This is a genomic window from Pseudoalteromonas sp. Scap03 (assembly GCF_013393115.1).
In the GTDB taxonomy this organism is placed as follows: Bacteria; Pseudomonadota; Gammaproteobacteria; order Enterobacterales; family Alteromonadaceae; genus Pseudoalteromonas.
In genome coordinates this window covers 2,146,627-2,165,557 of the sequence record NZ_VDEU01000001.1, presented here as the reverse complement: position 1 = coordinate 2,165,557, position 18,931 = coordinate 2,146,627, and the positions used below count along the sequence as shown (strand labels likewise).

16 protein-coding genes are annotated in these 18,931 nt (G+C 39.9%); 11 read left to right on the top strand and 5 right to left on the bottom strand.

From position 1 onward, the window contains the following. Positions 1-1,077: a FecR family protein gene (locus tag FHG08_RS09880; RefSeq protein WP_178955733.1), complete on the bottom strand. Its 1,077-nt coding sequence runs from the start codon at positions 1,075-1,077 to the stop codon at positions 1-3. Beyond that, on the bottom strand, positions 1,074-1,625 hold the full coding sequence (locus FHG08_RS09875; protein WP_178955731.1) for an RNA polymerase sigma factor: 552 nt from the start codon (positions 1,623-1,625) through the stop codon (positions 1,074-1,076). The genes FHG08_RS09880 and FHG08_RS09875 overlap by 4 nt, the downstream gene beginning before the upstream one ends. Positions 1,626-1,912: 287 nt before the next feature. Between FHG08_RS09875 and FHG08_RS09870 the strand changes: the two genes are divergently transcribed. From FHG08_RS09870 to FHG08_RS09845, 6 genes are all read left to right on the top strand, one after another. Continuing rightward, positions 1,913-2,515 (top strand): PilZ domain-containing protein, encoded by a 603-nt coding sequence (locus FHG08_RS09870; RefSeq protein ID WP_010389613.1) that lies wholly within the window; start codon positions 1,913-1,915, stop codon positions 2,513-2,515. Positions 2,516-2,635: 120 nt separating this feature from the next. Next, the gene (locus FHG08_RS09865; RefSeq protein WP_178955729.1) at positions 2,636-3,691 is read left to right on the top strand and encodes an agmatine/peptidylarginine deiminase; all 1,056 of its coding nucleotides are present in this window, start codon (positions 2,636-2,638) and stop codon (positions 3,689-3,691) included. Beyond that, positions 3,688-4,581, top strand: coding sequence for a carbon-nitrogen hydrolase (locus FHG08_RS09860; protein WP_178955727.1), 894 nt, complete (start codon positions 3,688-3,690; stop codon positions 4,579-4,581). The genes FHG08_RS09865 and FHG08_RS09860 overlap by 4 nt, the downstream gene beginning before the upstream one ends. Before the next feature lie 50 nt (positions 4,582-4,631). After that, a complete protein-coding gene (gene mfd, locus FHG08_RS09855) occupies positions 4,632-8,105 on the top strand; it encodes a transcription-repair coupling factor (RefSeq protein ID WP_178955726.1) in 3,474 nt (1,157 codons plus the stop codon). Next, positions 8,105-8,941 carry a peptidoglycan binding protein CsiV gene (locus FHG08_RS09850; protein WP_178955724.1) on the top strand — a complete coding sequence of 279 codons (837 nt, stop codon included), beginning with the start codon at positions 8,105-8,107 and terminating at the stop codon, positions 8,939-8,941. Before mfd ends, FHG08_RS09850 begins: the two co-directional genes overlap by 1 nt. A gap of 26 nt (positions 8,942-8,967) precedes the next feature. Continuing rightward, positions 8,968-9,222, top strand: coding sequence for a DUF3862 domain-containing protein (locus tag FHG08_RS09845; protein WP_178955722.1), 255 nt, complete (start codon positions 8,968-8,970; stop codon positions 9,220-9,222). A gap of 32 nt (positions 9,223-9,254) precedes the next feature. On the opposite strand, the gene FHG08_RS09840 is transcribed toward FHG08_RS09845, so the two are convergent. The 3 genes from FHG08_RS09840 to FHG08_RS09830 all read right to left on the bottom strand — a co-directional run bounded on the left by FHG08_RS09840 (position 9,255) and on the right by FHG08_RS09830 (position 14,606). Further along, positions 9,255-10,622, bottom strand: coding sequence for a hypothetical protein (locus FHG08_RS09840; protein ID WP_178955720.1), 1,368 nt, complete (start codon positions 10,620-10,622; stop codon positions 9,255-9,257). A gap of 107 nt (positions 10,623-10,729) precedes the next feature. Further along, the gene (locus FHG08_RS09835) at positions 10,730-13,447 is read right to left on the bottom strand and encodes a TonB-dependent receptor (RefSeq protein ID WP_178955718.1); all 2,718 of its coding nucleotides are present in this window, start codon (positions 13,445-13,447) and stop codon (positions 10,730-10,732) included. A 730-nt stretch (positions 13,448-14,177) separates the two neighbouring features. After that, positions 14,178-14,606 (bottom strand): hypothetical protein, encoded by a 429-nt coding sequence (locus FHG08_RS09830; protein WP_178955716.1) that lies wholly within the window; start codon positions 14,604-14,606, stop codon positions 14,178-14,180. A gap of 337 nt (positions 14,607-14,943) precedes the next feature. Here FHG08_RS09830 and ccoN point away from each other — a divergent pair, with 337 nt between their 5' ends. From ccoN to FHG08_RS09805, 5 genes are all read left to right on the top strand, one after another. Further along, on the top strand, positions 14,944-16,377 hold the full coding sequence (ccoN, locus tag FHG08_RS09825) for a cytochrome-c oxidase, cbb3-type subunit I (RefSeq protein ID WP_010389600.1): 1,434 nt from the start codon (positions 14,944-14,946) through the stop codon (positions 16,375-16,377). A gap of 12 nt (positions 16,378-16,389) precedes the next feature. After that, positions 16,390-17,064: a cytochrome-c oxidase, cbb3-type subunit II gene (gene ccoO, locus FHG08_RS09820; protein WP_008109817.1), complete on the top strand. Its 675-nt coding sequence runs from the start codon at positions 16,390-16,392 to the stop codon at positions 17,062-17,064. Positions 17,065-17,070: 6 nt separating this feature from the next. Beyond that, positions 17,071-17,256: a cbb3-type cytochrome c oxidase subunit 3 gene (locus tag FHG08_RS09815; RefSeq protein WP_010389598.1), complete on the top strand. Its 186-nt coding sequence runs from the start codon at positions 17,071-17,073 to the stop codon at positions 17,254-17,256. Next, positions 17,253-18,287, top strand: a complete 1,035-nt coding sequence (gene ccoP / locus FHG08_RS09810) for a cytochrome-c oxidase, cbb3-type subunit III (protein WP_178955714.1) — start codon at positions 17,253-17,255, stop codon at positions 18,285-18,287. Before FHG08_RS09815 ends, ccoP begins: the two co-directional genes overlap by 4 nt. A 149-nt stretch (positions 18,288-18,436) precedes the next feature. Further along, positions 18,437-18,928, top strand: coding sequence for a FixH family protein (locus FHG08_RS09805; protein ID WP_178955712.1), 492 nt, complete (start codon positions 18,437-18,439; stop codon positions 18,926-18,928). The last annotated feature ends 3 nt before the right edge of the window (positions 18,929-18,931 follow it).

Genomic DNA, 18,931 nt, shown 5'->3' with positions numbered 1-18,931 from the left:
CTATGATTTTTTTTGATATTTTAAACTAACAACATGCTCGCCTAAACGCTCATGTTCAATTGAAAAGTTATTTTGTAGGCTCTCTAAAAGCCCTGCAACATCACCCGCTTTAAAAACGCCTGCCACTTTAATACGCGCTAATTCATCAGATGATAATTCAAACCGAGTGGCGGTATAACGGCTAACCTCGTTTAAGGCATCAACTAACTTTTCGCCATTAAATATCAACATGCCATTTTGCCAAGCTAAATCACGTTGTACATCATCAACCGATAACTGTGTGATTGGTTTGGTAACGCTTTGTTCAATAATGGCTTTTTCACCAGAAATCACAATGTTGGCATTGATTTGGCGAATATCTTGGTTGCTGTTATCAGCTTGTTGATACGCTTTAAAATCGTCAGCATTAACAGCAACACTAGGGTCGGTGATCATTACTTTACCTTCAGTAACTACCAATTCAAGATCAGATGAGGTATTGCGCTGCACGTTGAATACTGTACCAAGCGCGGTAAAGCTTTTATCCCCCGCCATAACACTAAACGGGCGTGATGCATCTTTAGCTACATTAAAACGCCCTTCTCCACGACTTAGTAATAACTGTCTGCGTCCTTGGCTATAAGCGACTTCTAGTGAACTATTGGTATTAAGCTGAACTATGGTGCCATCTGGTAAAACATAGGTTGCTTGCTCGCCAACCTTTGTTTTATAAATTTTTGTGTAATTTACTTTAGCGAGATCTTGGTTAAAGTTGCTCTGCATGTTTAGCAAAAAGTAGCTACACATCATTAAGGCTGCAACAACACTTGCCGCAATACCGTATACATAAGCAGGCTTGGTTTGAATGCCAGCTGAGTGCTTATTAGGAAATAATACGCTGAGCTCGTTAAGCACACTTAAGTCATCCCACAGTTGTGCTAATTCATATACCGCATTCTGATGAGCCGTGCTTTGTAGCATCCACAGTTTAAATTGCTCTTGCTCTTGTGTACTTAAGCCACGATCAATCGCGCTTATCCATTGCGATGCTTTTTCTAAGATTAACTCTTTTGATGTAAATTGATGGATGTTACTCATTTTACAGCCCTCACTATGCTCGCACTTTGTTGGCAATTCTCATCGTGCGCTTCGTCGCGCATATATAGCATGGTGTTTAGTAGCCCTTTAGCAATGTGCTTTTCTACCGTACTTTGACTTAGCTGCATTTGCTGTGCGATCTCTTTTTGGCTCATCCCATATACTTTTTTTAATATAAAACATTTTCTCACTACAGGGCTTAGCTGCTCAGTAGCACGACAAAATAGTAAAAAACGCTCTTTGGAGGTATATTCATCTTCTAATTGCATCGATTTTAGCAATTTAGGAAGTTCAGTTTCGTGATTTAAAGGAGTACTAAATTTATTATCCCATTTAGCTATATGATTTAGGGCGAGATGTTTAGCTGTTTTCAACATATAACTGCGGGTGTATTGAATATCTTGTTTTAGCTCTGCTTCATAACTTTTAACAAAGGTTTCTTGAACAATATCATCAACATCGTCAGGTAACACAATTTTAGACACAAAGCGCCGCAGTTGCGTGGATATATCTGAGAATGTACTGGCTAATTTAATTCCTCGAGCCACGTGGGTAGTCCCTTGTTATTATTATTACGGTAAGATTACGAGTTTTATGGTTAATTACAAGGCATTTTGTTAATTATTGGTTATTTATTAGTTGCGAATATACGCACTCAGTATAAATGTATTAATATTTATTATGTTCTTAATCATTATGGCTGTATAAAAAGTAGCACCCCTAGCGTTTTTATAGTGAAGCCAAACCCTTATTTAGCTTAATTTTTATTGGGTTGCTGTGTAGTAATTTAATAACCGCAACGCTACTATTAACGGATAGAGGCTAGGAGTTAAAAATGAATAATCAAAAATTAGCTGATTTTGAGCTTTACTTTCAAATTGAAGAGAGCAATCGCGTCAATCTATTTGCCGTAGATGACGCAGTGGTACCAAAAAGTTTGGCTGAACTAGACGCAGATATTCCGCCTTTATTTAAACTTGCTAACGAAGTCAGTAGTTTAGATCAAAGTGCTTTGGGTCCTTTACGTAACTTAGGAGATATTGCCCAAGAACTGACGACGTTTTTACAAGCCCAGTCGCGTAAGATAGATTTGATCATGAGCCATATTTTAGCTTCAGAACAACCTGAAGATAACTCAATTTATTGCGATAGTTATGGCGGCGGCGGAATTAAGTTTACCAGTGAACATTTGTACACATTAGGTCAGAAATTTCGTACCAAACTGTTTTTACAGCATGAAGCCTCTGCGGTGTATTGTTATAGCGAAGTTGTTGCTATAGAAAAACAAGACAATGAGCATTACCAGTATACCCTGCTATTCGTATCAATAAGAGACAGTGATCAAGAGTTGGTTGTTAGAGCCAGTTTACATGCACAAACACGCCAACTTAAAAAGCGCCAACAACTTGAAAAAGCGAAAGAGAGTTCAAACGAGTAACACGAGTGTTTATTTACTGGTTTAAATCGCTTTAAATTGTAGTTCAAACGTTTATTTAAAAGTGACTTAGCTGTAATTGAACTGCTAAACTAGCCCCATCTTTATTTGTATTAAAAATCCATGAACTTTAGACTTTTACCTGAATGGGCCGAGCAAGATGCTGTTATGCTTACATGGCCTCATAAAAATACCGATTGGGCTGATAATTTAGCGCGTGTTGAACCCGTTTATATTGAACTTGCAAAACATATTACCGCGCAACAAGCCTTAGTGATTGTAGCTCATGATGAGGCATTAAAAACCCACATTAGTTCGTTACTAAATGATGCTGGTATTGAGCAAACCCGTGTATATTTTGTTGTTACTCCTACTAACGACACGTGGGCGCGTGACCATGGCCCACTTACGTGCAGCGCTATAGAAAAGCCAGATCAATTAAAAGTCTTCGACTTTACCTTTAATGGCTGGGGTAATAAGTTTGAAAGCGCCCTTGATAATCAAATAAACAACACATTAGTTAAACAGCTAAGTAATACAAGTAACCAGTATCAGGCCCTCGATATGGTGCTTGAAGGCGGTGGTATTGAAATTAATGAACACGGTGTATTGCTGACAACCAGCGAATGTTTACTGAATAAAAACCGTAACCCTGATTTAAACCCAAGTGACATAGAAGTACTTTTAAAAGCGCACTTAGGCGCTACTGATTTTTTATGGGTTGATCATGGTTATTTAGCCGGTGACGACACCGATAGCCACATTGATACGCTCGTTCGCTTTGCACCTAACAACACCCTTGTGTATGTAAAATGTGACGATAAAAGCGATGAGCATTTTAGCGCGCTAGATGCCATGGAAAAACAACTACAAAGCTTTAAAACTGCTGATCAAACCCCATATAAGCTAATTGAGTTACCGTGGCCAAAAGCCGTGTATGACGATGAAAATACGCGTCTACCTGCCACCTATGCAAATTACTTAATTATAAATAACGCAGTATTAGTGCCTATTTATGATGACGTAAACGACCAACGTGCTTTAACACAGGTTCAAAAAGCATACCCAGAGCACAAAATTATTGGTGTAAATTGTTTACCTATTATTGAACAATTTGGCAGTCTTCACTGCATTACAATGCAATTACCTCGTGGATTTTTAGCTGGAGCAGCACAATGACAAGCCCTGCACATTTATCAGTTGCCTTAGTGCAACAAAGCAACAGTGACAACGCTGGACATAATATTGAAAAATCAATTGCGGGCATTCGCGATGCAGCTAGTAAAGGCGCGCAACTTGTTGTATTACAAGAGTTACACCGCAGTTTATATTTTTGCCAAACCGAAGACGTTGATGTATTTGATTTAGCAGAAACAATACCAGGCCCAAGTAGCAACACTTTAGGCGAACTCGCCAAAGAACTCGGTATTGTTATTGTGGCTTCATTATTTGAGAAACGTGCTACGGGTCTTTATCACAATACCGCCGTGGTGCTTGAAAAAGACGGCAGTATTGCAGGTAAATACCGTAAAATGCATATTCCAGACGACCCTGGGTTTTATGAAAAGTTTTACTTTACCCCTGGGGACTTAGGCTTTGAGCCTATTCAAACCTCTGTAGGTAAACTAGGTGTACTGGTGTGTTGGGATCAATGGTTTCCTGAAGCCGCGCGCTTAATGGCAATGGCCGGTGCTGAGCTTTTAATTTACCCAACAGCTATTGGCTGGGATCCACGCGATGATAAAGATGAGCAAACCCGCCAAAAAGATGCTTGGGTTATTTCACAGCGAGCGCATGCGGTTGCTAATGGCGTTCCGGTGATTAGCTGTAATCGGGTTGGTCATGAAAGCGACCCGAGCGGTCAAAGTGACGGCATTCAATTTTGGGGCAACTCGTTTATTGCAGGCCCTCAAGGCGAGATTTTGGCAGAGGCTGATAACCAAAATGAACAAATATTAATGGTAAAACTTGATCAAAAACGCAGTGAGAACGTAAGACGTATCTGGCCGTATTTACGCGACCGTAGAATTGATCATTATCAAGATTTAACAAAAATTTACCGTGACTAAATAATAATGTGGTTCTTACTCGTTAAGAGCCTAATTTAATGGAGTAATTAATGGCGTTTGAGCAATGGGCAGCCTTGCCTTGGGTAAAATCTCAAAAAGATAAAATTCAATGGGGCGAACTTCTAGGCAGTGGCTTAAGCATTGCTATTGCACAAGGTGTTAAGCAGCAAGACAACTTAGTGTTAATTGTTACCCCTGATACCCCAAGTGCTCTGCGCCTTGAAACAGAATTAGAGTACTTGCTGCCTGATAACCCAGTAATGGTTTTTCCAGATTGGGAAACATTGCCTTATGATCACTTCTCTCCCCACCAAGATATTATTTCAGCACGTTTAGCAACACTCAATACACTGAAAAAAGAGCAACAAAGCGTGCTCATTGTTCCGGTATCAACCTTGATGCTGCGCACCGCCCCAGCATCATTTATATACGGCTCAACGCTGAATTTTAAAGTAGGCGATAGATTAGACACCCATGCTCTGCGGGACAATTTAGAGCAAGCGGGTTACTTACATGTGCAACAAGTCATGGAGCATGGCGAGTACGCTATACGCGGCTCAATTGTTGATTTATACCCCATGGGGAGTAAGCATCCATTTAGGCTCGACTTTTTTGATGATGAGCTTGATACCATCCGTTTATTTGATGTGGAAACTCAGCGCTCAGACGATAAAGTAGAAAAAATTGAGCTACTACCTGCTCATGAGTTTCCTACTAACGAATCAGATATTGAACGTTTCAGAATAAGCTATCGTGAAAAATTTGGCGCAAGTGCTGAGCAAGACTCTGTCTACATGCAGGTCAGCAAAGGCAATTGGCCAGCAGGTATAGAATATTACATGCCGCTGTTTTTTGAAGGCTTAGCAACCATTTTCGACTACTTGCCTGACTCAACAACCGTCATGCAATTAGGAGATTTAGAGCATGCAGCAGATAACTTTTGGCACGATGTTAATGTACGCTATGAGAACCGCCGTGTAGATCCTCTACGCCCACTATTACCACCCGATGAGTTATATCAGCCAATTAATGAGCTGTTTTCTAATTTAGGCAATTATGGCCGCATTCGTCTATCGCAAGCAAAGTTAGGCACAAAAGCGGGCAATAAAAATCTCGCAGTTAATGAATTGCCCAATGTACGCATCGATCATAAACAACATCAACCCTACGATGCATTTATTAACTATGTAGCTGAGCAAAAAAAGAAAAAAGGCCGAGTGGTTATTAGTGTTGAGTCGGACGGTCGACGCGAATCATTACTGAGTATATTAAAACCCAGCGGCTTAAAATTTAAAGAATTTGATAGCTTTGAGCAGTTTACCAACAGCAGTAATGACGTTGGTTTAATTGTCAGTCCGCTTGAGCAAAGTGTGGTGCTTAGTACTAAACCAAGCTTGAGCATTATTACCGAGCAAGAATTGCTTGGGATCAAAGTATCACAACGCAGACGCCGTAAGCACAAGTATGAAGCAAGCCAAGACGCGTTAATTCGTAACTTAGCAGAGCTTAAAGAAGGACAACCGGTTGTGCACCTTGACCATGGTGTGGGCCGTTATCAAGGGCTGCAAACGATTGATGCCGCCGGTGTGGTGACTGAATTTGTGACCATTACTTATGCAGGTGAAGCAAAACTGTATGTGCCGGTATCGGCACTTCATATGCTTAGTCGTTACTCTGGGGGTGAAGAGGCCAGTGCGCCACTGCATAAGCTCGGCTCTGATGCCTGGGATAAAGCAAAAAAACGCGCCGCTGAAAAAGTCCGTGATGTGGCTGCTGAGTTACTCGATATTTACGCACAACGCCAGGCTAAGCCTGGTAATAAGTTTACGCTTGATGGCCAAGCTTATCGCCAATTTAGTGATAGCTTTCCGTTTGAAGAAACAGATGATCAACGTAACGCCATTGAAGCGGTACTTGGTGACATGCAGTCAAAACAAGCCATGGATCGTTTAGTATGTGGTGATGTTGGTTTTGGTAAAACCGAAGTAGCTATGCGGGCAGCCTTTGTAGCGGTTAACGATAATAAGCAGGTGGCTATTTTAGTCCCTACCACCCTACTTGCTCAACAACACTACGATAATTTTAAAGACCGCTTTGCTGATTTTCCAATTGAAGTGGGGGTGCTATCGCGTTTTAATTCGGCCAAAGAGCAAAAAGAAACCCTTGAAAGAATGAATGATGGCAAGCTAGATGTGGTTATTGGCACTCATAAATTGATTCAACAAGATATCAACTTTAAAGATTTAGGCCTGTTAATTGTTGATGAAGAACACCGATTTGGGGTTCGTCAAAAAGAAAAAATTAAAGCTCTGAGAGCTGATGTAGACATACTCACTCTGACCGCAACCCCTATTCCGCGTACATTAAACATGGCGATGAGTGGCATGCGTGATTTATCAATTATTGCCACTCCACCGGCTAAACGTTTAGCGGTTAAAACCTTTGTACGCCAACGCGACGAAGAGCTTATTCGCGAAGCGGTACTACGTGAAATTAAACGTGGCGGCCAAGTATACTTTTTACATAACAACGTAGAAACCATTGAACGTGTCGCTCAAGAAATTAGCGAATGGGTGCCTGAGGCAACAGTAACCTCTGCACATGGTCAAATGCGAGAGCAAGAGCTAGAGCAAATAATGACCGATTTTTATCATCAAAAATACAATGTCCTTGTGTGTACCACGATTATTGAAACCGGTATTGATGTGCCCACAGCAAACACCATAATTATGGATAGAGCCGATAAACTTGGTCTTGCTCAGCTACACCAATTGCGCGGACGTGTAGGTAGAAGCCATCATCAAGCCTATGCTTACTTACTTACCGGTAACCCTAAGGCACTCTCTAAAGATGCGAAAAAACGTTTAGATGCGATTGCATCATTGGAAGATTTAGGTGCAGGCTTTGCCTTAGCAACTCATGATTTAGAAATTCGTGGTGCGGGTGAGCTATTAGGCGATGATCAATCAGGGCAAATGCAAACCATTGGCTTTAATTTATACATGGAAATGCTTGAGCAAGCCGTTAACGCACTTAAAAATGGTCAAGAGCCAACCCTTGAAAATCTATTACAAAAACAAACAGAAGTAGACTTAAAGTTACCTGCCTTGTTACCTGATGATTATATTCATGATGTTAACGCGCGTTTAGGTATGTACAAGCGAGTAGCAAGTTGTGCTAACCTTGCTGATATTGATGAGCTGCAGGTAGAATTAATAGACCGCTTTGGTTTGTTACCTGATGCAGCTAAAAACTTATTTAGTTTACAACAACTAAAGATGCAAGCGAGTAATTTAGGCATAACTAAAATAGAGGCAAACCCGAAAGGGGGCTACTTTGAGTTTAGTCAAAACACTAAGGTTAATCCTAGCTTCATTATTGGTTTGATACAAAGTGCGCCACATATTTATAAGATGGATGGCGCAAATAAATTACGCTTTGCCATTAGCGAGGCGAATGCCCGTGAACGCTTAAAAATGATCACTGCTATGATTGCAGATTTCAAAAAAAAGGTTAGCCATTAATGTTGCTGAAAAAATCGCTGGTTGTTTTATGCTGCTTGTTTAGTAGTACTGCATTTGCAGAGCGTTGGTTTGAAGTAGAAGTGTTGATATTTAAACAACCCTTTGCCCCATACCTACAAGAAGACTTTAGCTTAAAGCACGACGCCATTGAAGATAAAAACACCTTAGATTTACTAAGCCCTGTTTATAAAAGCCAAGCAATGGACGCATGTATAAACGGCGATCCGCGTTTTCAAAAGCGTACCTTTGCTGACACTCTAGTCAACTCAAACCCTCAGTCAGCAGCGTGTAACGACAGCATTGATTATGTCAAGAGTTACGATGTACTGCCAGTGATCCCTCAAGCACCTGCACAAGAGACGATGGAGCAAACTTACCTGTTAGCCCCTGAGCAGTTGCAGTTTGAATCACAACGTCAAGCCCTAGACCGTAAAGGGTTAACTCCTTTATTACATACTGGGTGGCGATTTGAAGGTGCGAGCAAATCACGTTCGCCTAGCATTCACTTGTTTGCAGGCAGCCAATTAAAAAACAATATGAACACCACGATTAGCTACGCAGATTCTGATTTTATTAGCTTAATAAATACGCCTGAGCCACTGTTTGACGAAGTCCAATCTCCCGAAATGAAATGGGAATTAGATGGCCTATTCAAAATACATTTGCGCCATTACTTATTCATTAATGCACACTTTGATATAAATGAAAGACGTAACAATGGCGATCTAGAGTCAGCCCGCTTTTCACAGTTTAGACGAGTGTTCAGTGAAGACATTCATTATTTTGATCACCCTCGTATAGGGATGATTGTGCAAATTCGAAAATTTAATCATTAACAATACTCATTTCAAAGGAAGTAGCAATGAAGAAACTTTTTATTATTTTTGCAGCACTCAGTCTTGCAGCTTGCTCAAAAGTAAGCTTAGAAAATTACGAAAAGATTAAAATAGGTATGGATAAAACAGAAGTTGAAGCTCTTTTAGGCAGTGCTGATAATTGTGTAGAAAAAACACTGCATACCAGCTGTACTTGGGGTAATGACGCTAAAAATATCGAAATTACCTTAGTATCAGACAAAGTAACGCTATACAGCAAAAAAGGACTAACGGATAAATAGTTTAGTTTAAGTAAAAACAGGAATAACCTGTGTTATTCCTCTTTTTTACTGTCGCTGGTGTAAATCAGCTCTATATTAACAATTTTACTGCGATTTAAAGTGATTTTATAGCGCTGATACAGCGCATTATCAGATTCAGTCTGAACGAGTACCATATTTAATTGGTAGCGTCTTTCAACTCCTTGCTTAGAGATTTTATTATTTTCTAAATGGTAGAGCTTCCCTTCCCCCTTTTTTAAATAACGTGCAAATGGTGCAAGATTAAATTGCAATGTTTGTTGTAAGCTATCGTAGCCTGGCAAAAATTCTTTAGCACTGACCCGCGTTTCACTAGCAAAATGCAGCCATTGCGCCGCCTGTTTATTTTGCTGACGACGCTTAGAGAAAATTTTCCTAACTTCTTTAGGGATTTTTTTAAACCGCGTATATTCTAACCAAATAAACTGACTCGCTACTTTATCTTTTGTAATACTGTTTTTAAAAATAAAGCGCCATTTTGGCCGTCCTCGCACAATAGCACGCCAAATAATACGAGTGATATCCTCTTTAAATATCTCTCTTAACCCGTAAATAACCCCTAAAATCAAAATCAGTGAAGCGGTTATTTCAGTAAAGGTAGAACGTGCATTTAAAATAACCACCATCACAAAAGCCATTATAACGGCTGTTACAGAGCCTTTTACCAAGCGTTTTAAATAACTATTAAGATAACGGGTTTGGCGCTGCAAAATCACACCATGCTCTATTAAACGCTGCAATAGGCGCATTTTATTAGTGATTCTGTTGGCGTCTTTAAGTGTTGAGTCAGAATTATATTGTTGCTCTGCTCGGTAGTCACTTTCTGACTTACAAAAGTTTAATAAGTCATTTCGCTCTTTTGCGTGATCGCTACTGCGCGGCCCTTCATCAAGCAGCTTTAAAAAAGTTTGTTCAATTTGCCAACTTAGGTAATTATCAGCATTGGTATAAAACGGGATCAGCTTTTCGTTATCTGGGGTGTAACGTCTGAGTTTTCTGAGTAAGCTTTGGCTTTGCTCGCAAAGCTCCATGGCCCGTTGATAAAATTCATCGCTTTCTTGAATTTTTAACGCATCTTTAATATCAGCATCAATGGCGAGACGTACTTGATAACAATATAAATTTAAATTTTGTCGGTAGTCTTGCTGCTCACCTTTGTTTTTACTCACAAAGCGGCTTCGCACTAATGGAAGGTGAATGTTATTCGCGTTATAGGCTACAAAAGATTTAAATTGGTTATTAAAGTAAGTCTCTTCGCTGAGTGTTTGTGCATTAATTCCCATTTCATTTGGGATAGAAAAATAAAGATCGAGACGCTGCTCTGCACGCGGTGATAATTGCGGTTCAATAACAAACGATAAGTTTTCGTCTTGCTTTAACAATGGTGCCTCCTAATTTTACTTACCTGAGTTTACGTGCCTCTTTAATTTTGTTCAACAAAAAAGGCCTAGTAAAAACTAGGCCTTTTAGTGATTCTAATTAGTTAAAATTAGAATTTAACGTTTACGTTTGCAAAGAAACGACGACCTAGTACATCGTATGTGTACGGGTCAGTGTTTGAATCATTGTTACCAGTGTAGTAAGGAGGCTGTTTATCGAACAAGTTGTTTACACCTGCAGTAAGAGAAACTGTATCATTTACTAGGTAGCTACCACTTAGGTCACTATAGATAACTGATGGTGTTGTAGGTGCATAACACGTGTCTTTATTTAGACATGCGTAGCTATCCATACCCGCGATGTAACGCATTTGGTATTGTGCATCCCAGTTATCGCCAGACACATTAATGGTTAGGTTTGACTTAAGATCTGCGTAACCACCTGAACCAGATGTTACTAACCCTGCGTAATCAACAGGAGAACCAGTTACTTCTACAACATATTCATCTAAGTAAGTTGTATCTAAGCCCGCTTTCCAGTTAAGACCTACTGCTTCAAAGCTGTATGCAAGATTTAAATCAACACCCGATGTCTTTTCAGAACCAATGTTTTGTAATTGGTTGTTAAAAGTAATACGACCCGTAGAGTCTAGATTTACATTTGCTGACTGACATAGTGCAGAACCTGCATTAGTGTCTACAGCTAAACACTGATCAACAATGTATTGATTGTCTACAGTTGCAATTGCGTTTTCAATTTCAATTGAGTAGTAATCAAGTGTCATTGAGAAACCATCAAACCACTGCGGTTCATACACGATACCCGCAGTAAATGTATCAGCTTCTTCTGGTGTTAATGCATCATTACCACCAACAGTTACTTCAGCCTGCTCTTGTGCACCAGGGAATTCAACTTGATTAAATGATGGAGAGTTACCTGAGTATAATTCTGAAACCGTTGGAGCACGGAAAGCCGTTGAAACAACGCTGCGTAGCATTAATTCATCATTTGCTTTCCATGTTAAACCTAATTTCCATGTATTATCAGAACCAAACGTGCTGTAGTCGAATGCACGAATAGCGGCACTAAGCTCTACATTTTGCGCAAATGGTGCATCTGTTAGTAGTGGAAGCGCAAATTCAACATAGGCTTCGTTTACATCAAAGCCACCTGCTGTTGGTTCAACCATAGGGTCATTTGCAAGGCCTTGCGCAGTTAGTGAATCTGGTGTGAACCACGCTTTTTCTTGACGACGCTCTACACCCGCAGCAAATGCTGCATAACCTGCAGGTAATTCAAATAACTCGCCAGAAACAGATGCCGCGATAATGAATAACTGGCTGCCACCATTATTTACTTCTGTGTATACATTTTTACGGAAATCTTCTGAAGTCCAAGCAGACTGATCTAACGGGTTAAATGTGCCCTCAACTTCGCCATCTACGGTACGTAAAATACTATCGCCGATCGCACCCATGTTGTGTAAGTTACTTAACTTATCAACCGAATCGTTACGGCCGAAGTTCGCTGAAACGTCCCAAGAGTAATCGCCTACAAAACCTTCAGCACCAACAACGGCGCGAACAGTGTCAACTGACTGTTCAAAAATACGTGGACCAGTATCAGACATACGGCGACCGTAGAAAAGATCATCACCGTACGCATAGTTTGCAGATTCAGTAATGTATTTACCATCAGCATCTACATCTGCGTAACCATCACCGTTACGGTCTACTTTACTTGTGTATGATTGACCAAGAAGTGAGTCACCCATTGATTCATCATATTTAAAACCAAACCATACAGGTTGTGGTGCCATTTGCTGCTCTGACCAACGCTTGGTGTAAGTGAACTCAGCGAATAAACTTGTATCATCACTAATTTCGTAAGTTGCAATACCCGTTAAATTTAAACGCTCCATTGGCGTGTATAAGTAACTTGTTGGTGAAAAGTTGTAACGATCAGCATCAGTAAATGGGTGTAGACCACCTTGACCACTTAAACCGTTGTCGCCTTGTGCCAAGCCAACGCTAACTTCTTCGCCTTTATCGTTTAATGCTGTTGTAGTACTGTCTTGCCAAATGTGACCACCCTCAGCATAAACAGAACCACCGTTACAGTTTAACCCGTTTGCATCTTCTGCGATTGGGCAATCTGAAAAGCCACGATCTGCTTGTGATGCTTTACCACGATCTGTGTACTGCATGCCGATAACGATATTACCTTTATCGAAAGAGCTACCCACAGTGAAATCTATAGAGTTTTCTGTTGCATCGCCTTCACCGGTAATTGCAGAATTTACGTTCATGTCTAGGCCTTCAAAATTATCTTTTAAGATAATATTGACTACGCCTGCTACCGCATCAGTACCGTATACAGCAGATGCACCATCTTTAAGTACTTCTACTTGTTTGATCATCGAAACCGGAATAGTGTTTAAATCAACCGTTGATGCTGCACCAGTACCTGATGCAATCATACGACGACCATTAACAAGTACTAATGTACGGTTAGCACCTAAGCCACGTAAATCGATACGTGCGTTGCCACCCGAACCATTATTAATACCTGGGTTGGTCATTGCACCGCCCGTAGCGGTCATTTTTTGTAAAACACTATCAATACTTGTTGCACCCATAGCTTGAATGTCATCAGCACCGATAAGTGTAACTGGGCTTGCGTTTTCCATGTCTGAACGCTTGATACGAGAACCCGTTACTTGAATTTTTTCAATTGACTTTACTGCTTCGTCTGCAGCTAAAACTTGAACACTTGAGAACATTGGGATTGCTGCAATTACAGCTAAACCAAGAGTTGATTTTTTCATGGATGAACCCTACTTGTTGAAATTTACCTAAATTGGTAACGCTCACTTTTATGAGAATTTTGAGTGAGCGGGGGCAACTTAGGCGCCTTTAACTGAACGAAAACTTAACGGAAGATCACTATATAAACAGCCAAAATTAAGGTACCCCATGAAAGGGACAAAGGTTACAGCATGTTTCATTGTTAATTAATAAAAACAGATAAAAGTCATGAACTTAACCAAGCGCAATCACATAAAAAACATAGGTGAAATCAAATATATGGAGTTTGTAATCAAATGTAATTTAATCATTAATGTGCCCTTAATAGGTAAATTAACATGTTAATCACAGCTCATTATTAAAACGGTAAAACTAGGTGTTAATTACTAACCATATTTATGCAAGTAGATTGTTTATTTAGTCTGAATTTTTTTACTAAAAGTTTTAATCGTGCAAATTTTATGTTTATTGAGAGTTTCAATCTAGATCTATACCTATAAAGGAGTAATAGCAAAACGAGGGTGTAATAGAAGAAAAGTATTTTATTGCATATGTTGGTATAGCGCTGATCAGATTTGATCATTGGGTATCATTGCGCTTACAGTCCCAGCGCTTTAACTTAGTAATGAATGTAGCTTTTTTATGCTGAGCATAAAACAGACCCTAACATCGGCTAGGAAAGAAACTATGCCTCAGGAGTGTGTTACACAAAAAATAGTGCGATTATGAATAATTGAAAACTAAAACATTTTAGTAAGTAACATTAAAATAATATTCAACCGTTTGGTTAACCGAAGTGCTTTCATTAACTGCAGTGAGCACTAATTTCCAAACCATATTTTGCTCTGAGCAAATACCAACCATAGTATCGGCTAACCAAATATTATCTTGTTTAGTAAACTGCAATGGAATGTAACCCATATACATAGTTACTCCCTCCAATTTAGCCGCTGTTATTGTTAGATCATTAGGTAAGTGAGCATAAATTGAAAACGGTGTCTCTGGTGATAAGATTTCTTCGCTTAACCAAACCTTAACTTGATTTTCAAAATGACATGGTTTGTTATTTTTACACTCAGTTTGCGATTGGCTTACTTTTGCTGTTGATGTTGATCCAGAAAAGTCACAACCTAGTAAAAATAATAGAAAAGAAAGTAAGCATACTCTATATATATACATGCAGGTTCTCAAATATCTAATGTATGGGCCCAACATTTAGGGCAAGTTGGTTGATTATCGGCTTTAATGAGTGAGTAAGGTACAAATCACCTCAAAAAATAGACAGCAACTCAATAAAGTTTGATTGATGTCATATTATTACGCAATTGACCTATCTTTTTAAGGCCAAAAAATTTATCATTTCAACCGCAAAAAAAACAAGTATTTCTTGAGATTATTATCTTTAACAACCACATATTGTGGGGTTTAGATAGTATACTTTGGAATAATAGTAGGTCCTACTTTAACAAGTAGGTAATTCATTTCTAAACGCATTTATTGCAGCGGAAGCCAGAAAATGAGCCAAACAGTAGCATCACAAACTGAGTACAATTATAAAGTTGTACGCCAATTCGCTATTATGACAGTGATTTGGGGCATCGTTGGCATGGGTATTGGGGTTCTGATTGCTGCCCAACTAGCTTGGCCAGCACTTAACTTTGACACACCATGGTTAACTTACTCTCGACTTCGTCCGTTACACACGAACGCAGTAATTTTCGCATTTGGTACAAGTGCTCTTTTTGCGACGTCTTATTACGTCGTACAACGTACATGTCAAACGCGCCTTCTTTCAGATAAATTAGCCGCCTTCACCTTTTGGGGTTGGCAGTTAGTGATTGTTCTAGCAGCAATTACTCTACCTATGGGTATTTCAAGTTCTAAAGAGTATGCAGAACTTGAGTGGCCTATCGATATCTTAATTGCTGTTGTTTGGGTAACGTACGCTGTTGTATTTATGGGCACTATTGCTAAACGTAAAGTGGCTCATATTTATGTAGCTAACTGGTTCTATGCTGGTTTCATTATTACTGTTGCAGTACTTCATATTGTTAACAGCATGGCTGTTCCAGTCTCACTAACTAAATCATACTCAATTTACGCCGGTGCGGTTGATGCGATGGTTCAGTGGTGGTACGGGCACAATGCTGTAGGTTTTCTTCTTACTGCTGGCTTCTTAGGTATGATGTATTACTTTGTACCAAAGCAAGCGGGTCGTCCAGTTTACTCATACCGTTTATCGGTTGTTCACTTTTGGGCACTTATCTCGCTTTACATTTGGGCAGGTCCTCACCACCTTCACTACACTGCGCTTCCTGATTGGACGCAAAGCTTAGGTATGGTGATGTCTATTATCTTATTCGTGCCGTCTTGGGGTGGTATGATCAACGGTATTATGACACTTTCAGGCGCATGGCATAAGTTACGTACTGACCCGGTACTTCGTTTCTTAGTGGTTTCATTGTCTTTCTACGGTATGTCGACGTTTGAAGGTCCAATGATGGCAATTAAATCTGTAAATGCGTTATCGCACTACACAGATTGGACAGTAGGTCACGTACACTCAGGTGCATTAGGTTGGGTTGCAATGATTTCTATCGGTGCAATTTACCACCTTATTCCAGCGTTATTCTCGCAAGGTCGTATGTACAGCATTAAATTAATCAATACACACTTCTGGTTACACACAGTGGGTGTTGTTTTATACATTGTTGCAATGTGGATTTCAGGTGTAATGCAAGGCCTAATGTGGCGTGCAGTTAACTCTGACGGTACATTAATGTACAGCTTTGTTCAGTCGTTAGAAGCCTCTCATCCTTTCTATGTTATGCGTTTCTTAGGCGGTGTATTCATCGTTACAGGTATGCTGGTTATGGCTTATAACGTTTATCGTACAGTTTCAGCGAAAAATAACTCGCTAGAACTTGATGAACAAGCGCAGTTAGCATAACGGAGTCAGATAATGAGCAATAAAAATTCGCAAAATAAACACGAAATTATCGAGAAAAACATCGGCCTTATGGCCATCTTGACTGTTTTCGCAATCAGCTTTGGTGCATTGGTGGAAATTACTCCGCTAATGTTCCAAGACGACACAACTAAACCCGTTGATGGGTTACGCCCGTTAAATGCGCTTGAGTTTGAAGGTCGTGACATCTATGTGCGTGAAGGTTGTGCTAACTGTCACTCACAAATGATTCGTCCATTTCGTGATGAAGTTGAGCGTTACGGTCACTACTCGGTTGCGGGTGAGTCAGTATGGGATCACCCATTCCTTTGGGGCTCTAAACGTACTGGTCCTGACTTAGCACGTGTAGGTAAACGTTACTCAGATGACTGGCATTATGCGCACTTAGTTGACCCACGTGCAGTGGTTCCTGAGTCGAATATGCCAGGCTTCCCTTGGTTAGCAGAGAACACGCTTGATACAAGCCTGACTCTGAAAAAGCTACAAATTTTCCGTGACACGTTTGCTATTAACCCAGAAAACCCAAAACACCCGGGTTTAGGTTATGGCAGTGACGAGGAATTAATCGCTGACATTGCTAAAGTTGACGCAATGAATGACGGTAAAGGTGCAACAGAAATGCAAGCCCTTATTGCTTATTTGCAACAACTTGGCACACATTTGAAGTAGATTATTATGGACTACGGGACATACAGAGGCATTTTGACTCTGGTAATTTTAGTATTATTTATTGTGATTGTTGGATGGGCATATAGCAAGCGTAGTAAAAGTCGTTTTAAAGACGCTGCTAATGTCATATTTGAAGATGAAAAAAAACACAACAATACACTCTCTAACGAGGAAAAGGGGTCTGAGAAATGACTAGCTTTTGGAGTATATGGGTTATTGTATTAACCCTTGCATGCTTAATCATTATCTTTGGTCTACTAGTTTGGAACTTAAAAAACTATGTAGGTGTAAAAGAAGGTGAAAGCTGTGGACATGAGTTTGACGGCATTGAAGAATTAAACAATCCACTACCAAAATGGTGGACTTACATGTTCTTCGCAACGTTTGTATGGTCTGTTTATTACTTAGCAGCTTACCCAGGTTTAGGTAACTGGGAAGGCTTAGCAAAGTGGACCAGCTCAAATCAAGGTGTTACCTCTTTAACTGAATCGAAAGAAGCAGTGGTAGACGCTCAAGAAAACGGTCGCTTTGTAAAGCTAGATGCAGAATACCGCGCCGCTGAAGAGCGTTTTGGCCCAATTTTCAATGAATTGGCAAAAACCCCTGTTTTAGAATTGGTTGACTCTAAATTAGCGGGTGATGCAGCTCAGCAAATCGCTCTTGAAAATGGCACTAAACATGAACAAACGCAAGGTCAATTAGCAGTTGAAATTGGTCAACGCTTATTTGCTCAAAACTGTGCGCAATGTCATGGCTCTGATGCTCGTGGTGGTACAGGCTTCCCTAACCTAACAGATAACGACTGGTTATATGGTGGTACGCCTGACAAAATCAGAGAAACGTTACTTTTAGGCCGTGTTGCAGCAATGCCTCCTTGGGGTGATGCATTAGGCGAGCAAGGCGTTAAAGAAATGACGGCTTACGTACTTAGCCTATCTGGTCGTACTGTTAACCAAAAAGATGCCGCGGCAGGTAAAGCGAAATTTGCGATGTGTGCAGCTTGTCATGGTGCAGATGGTAAAGGCTCAGTTGCGCATAACCTACCGTTCGGTGCACCTAATCTAACTGATAACATTTGGTTATACGGTGGTTCTCAACGTGCTGTTGAAGAAACACTAAACCACGGCCGTGCTGGTGTAATGCCTGCTTTTAAAGAGATCTTAGGCGAAGACAAAATTCACCTATTAACTGCTTACGTTTATAGCTTATCGCAAGAAAAATAACGATAAAGTTAACAAAACGTTTCAGTTTTAATCTTTTTATTTCAATAGATTAATACAGATCAAAAAAGCCTCCACTCGGAGGCTTTTTTTTAGTCTTTTTCTTTTATTTATTATAATATAGCTGCACATTCATCAATTTTAGAGCAACTATGCAACCGACTCCGTGGTATAAAAATTTTTGGCCTTGGTTTTTAATCTTCTTCCCTCTAGCTGCAATTATTGGCTGCATTAGTTTATTTATTACAGCCATTGGTAACGGCCCAGATATGGTCGTTGATGACTATTATAAAAAAGGCAAAGCAATTAATTTAGAGCTGATCAAATTTGATAAAGCAAAAGCTTTATATTTACATGGTGACCTAAATGTATCTGATGAGCGAGTAAGCTTTAAATTTACTAAAGGCGATACGAGCAACATTCATGCGCTAAAATTATCGTTTTTTCATCGCACTATAAAAGCTCATGATTTTGAAGCTACCCTCACTCCAAATGCTAATCAAGAGTTTACTGCATTATTAGAAAGCTACACGCCTGGTGCTTACTCAGTGTTTATTGAACCTGTTGATGCTAGTTGGAAAATGAAAGAAAGTGTCACTTTACCAACCACAACCACCATTTTAGTTACTCCTAACTATAAGTAGTAT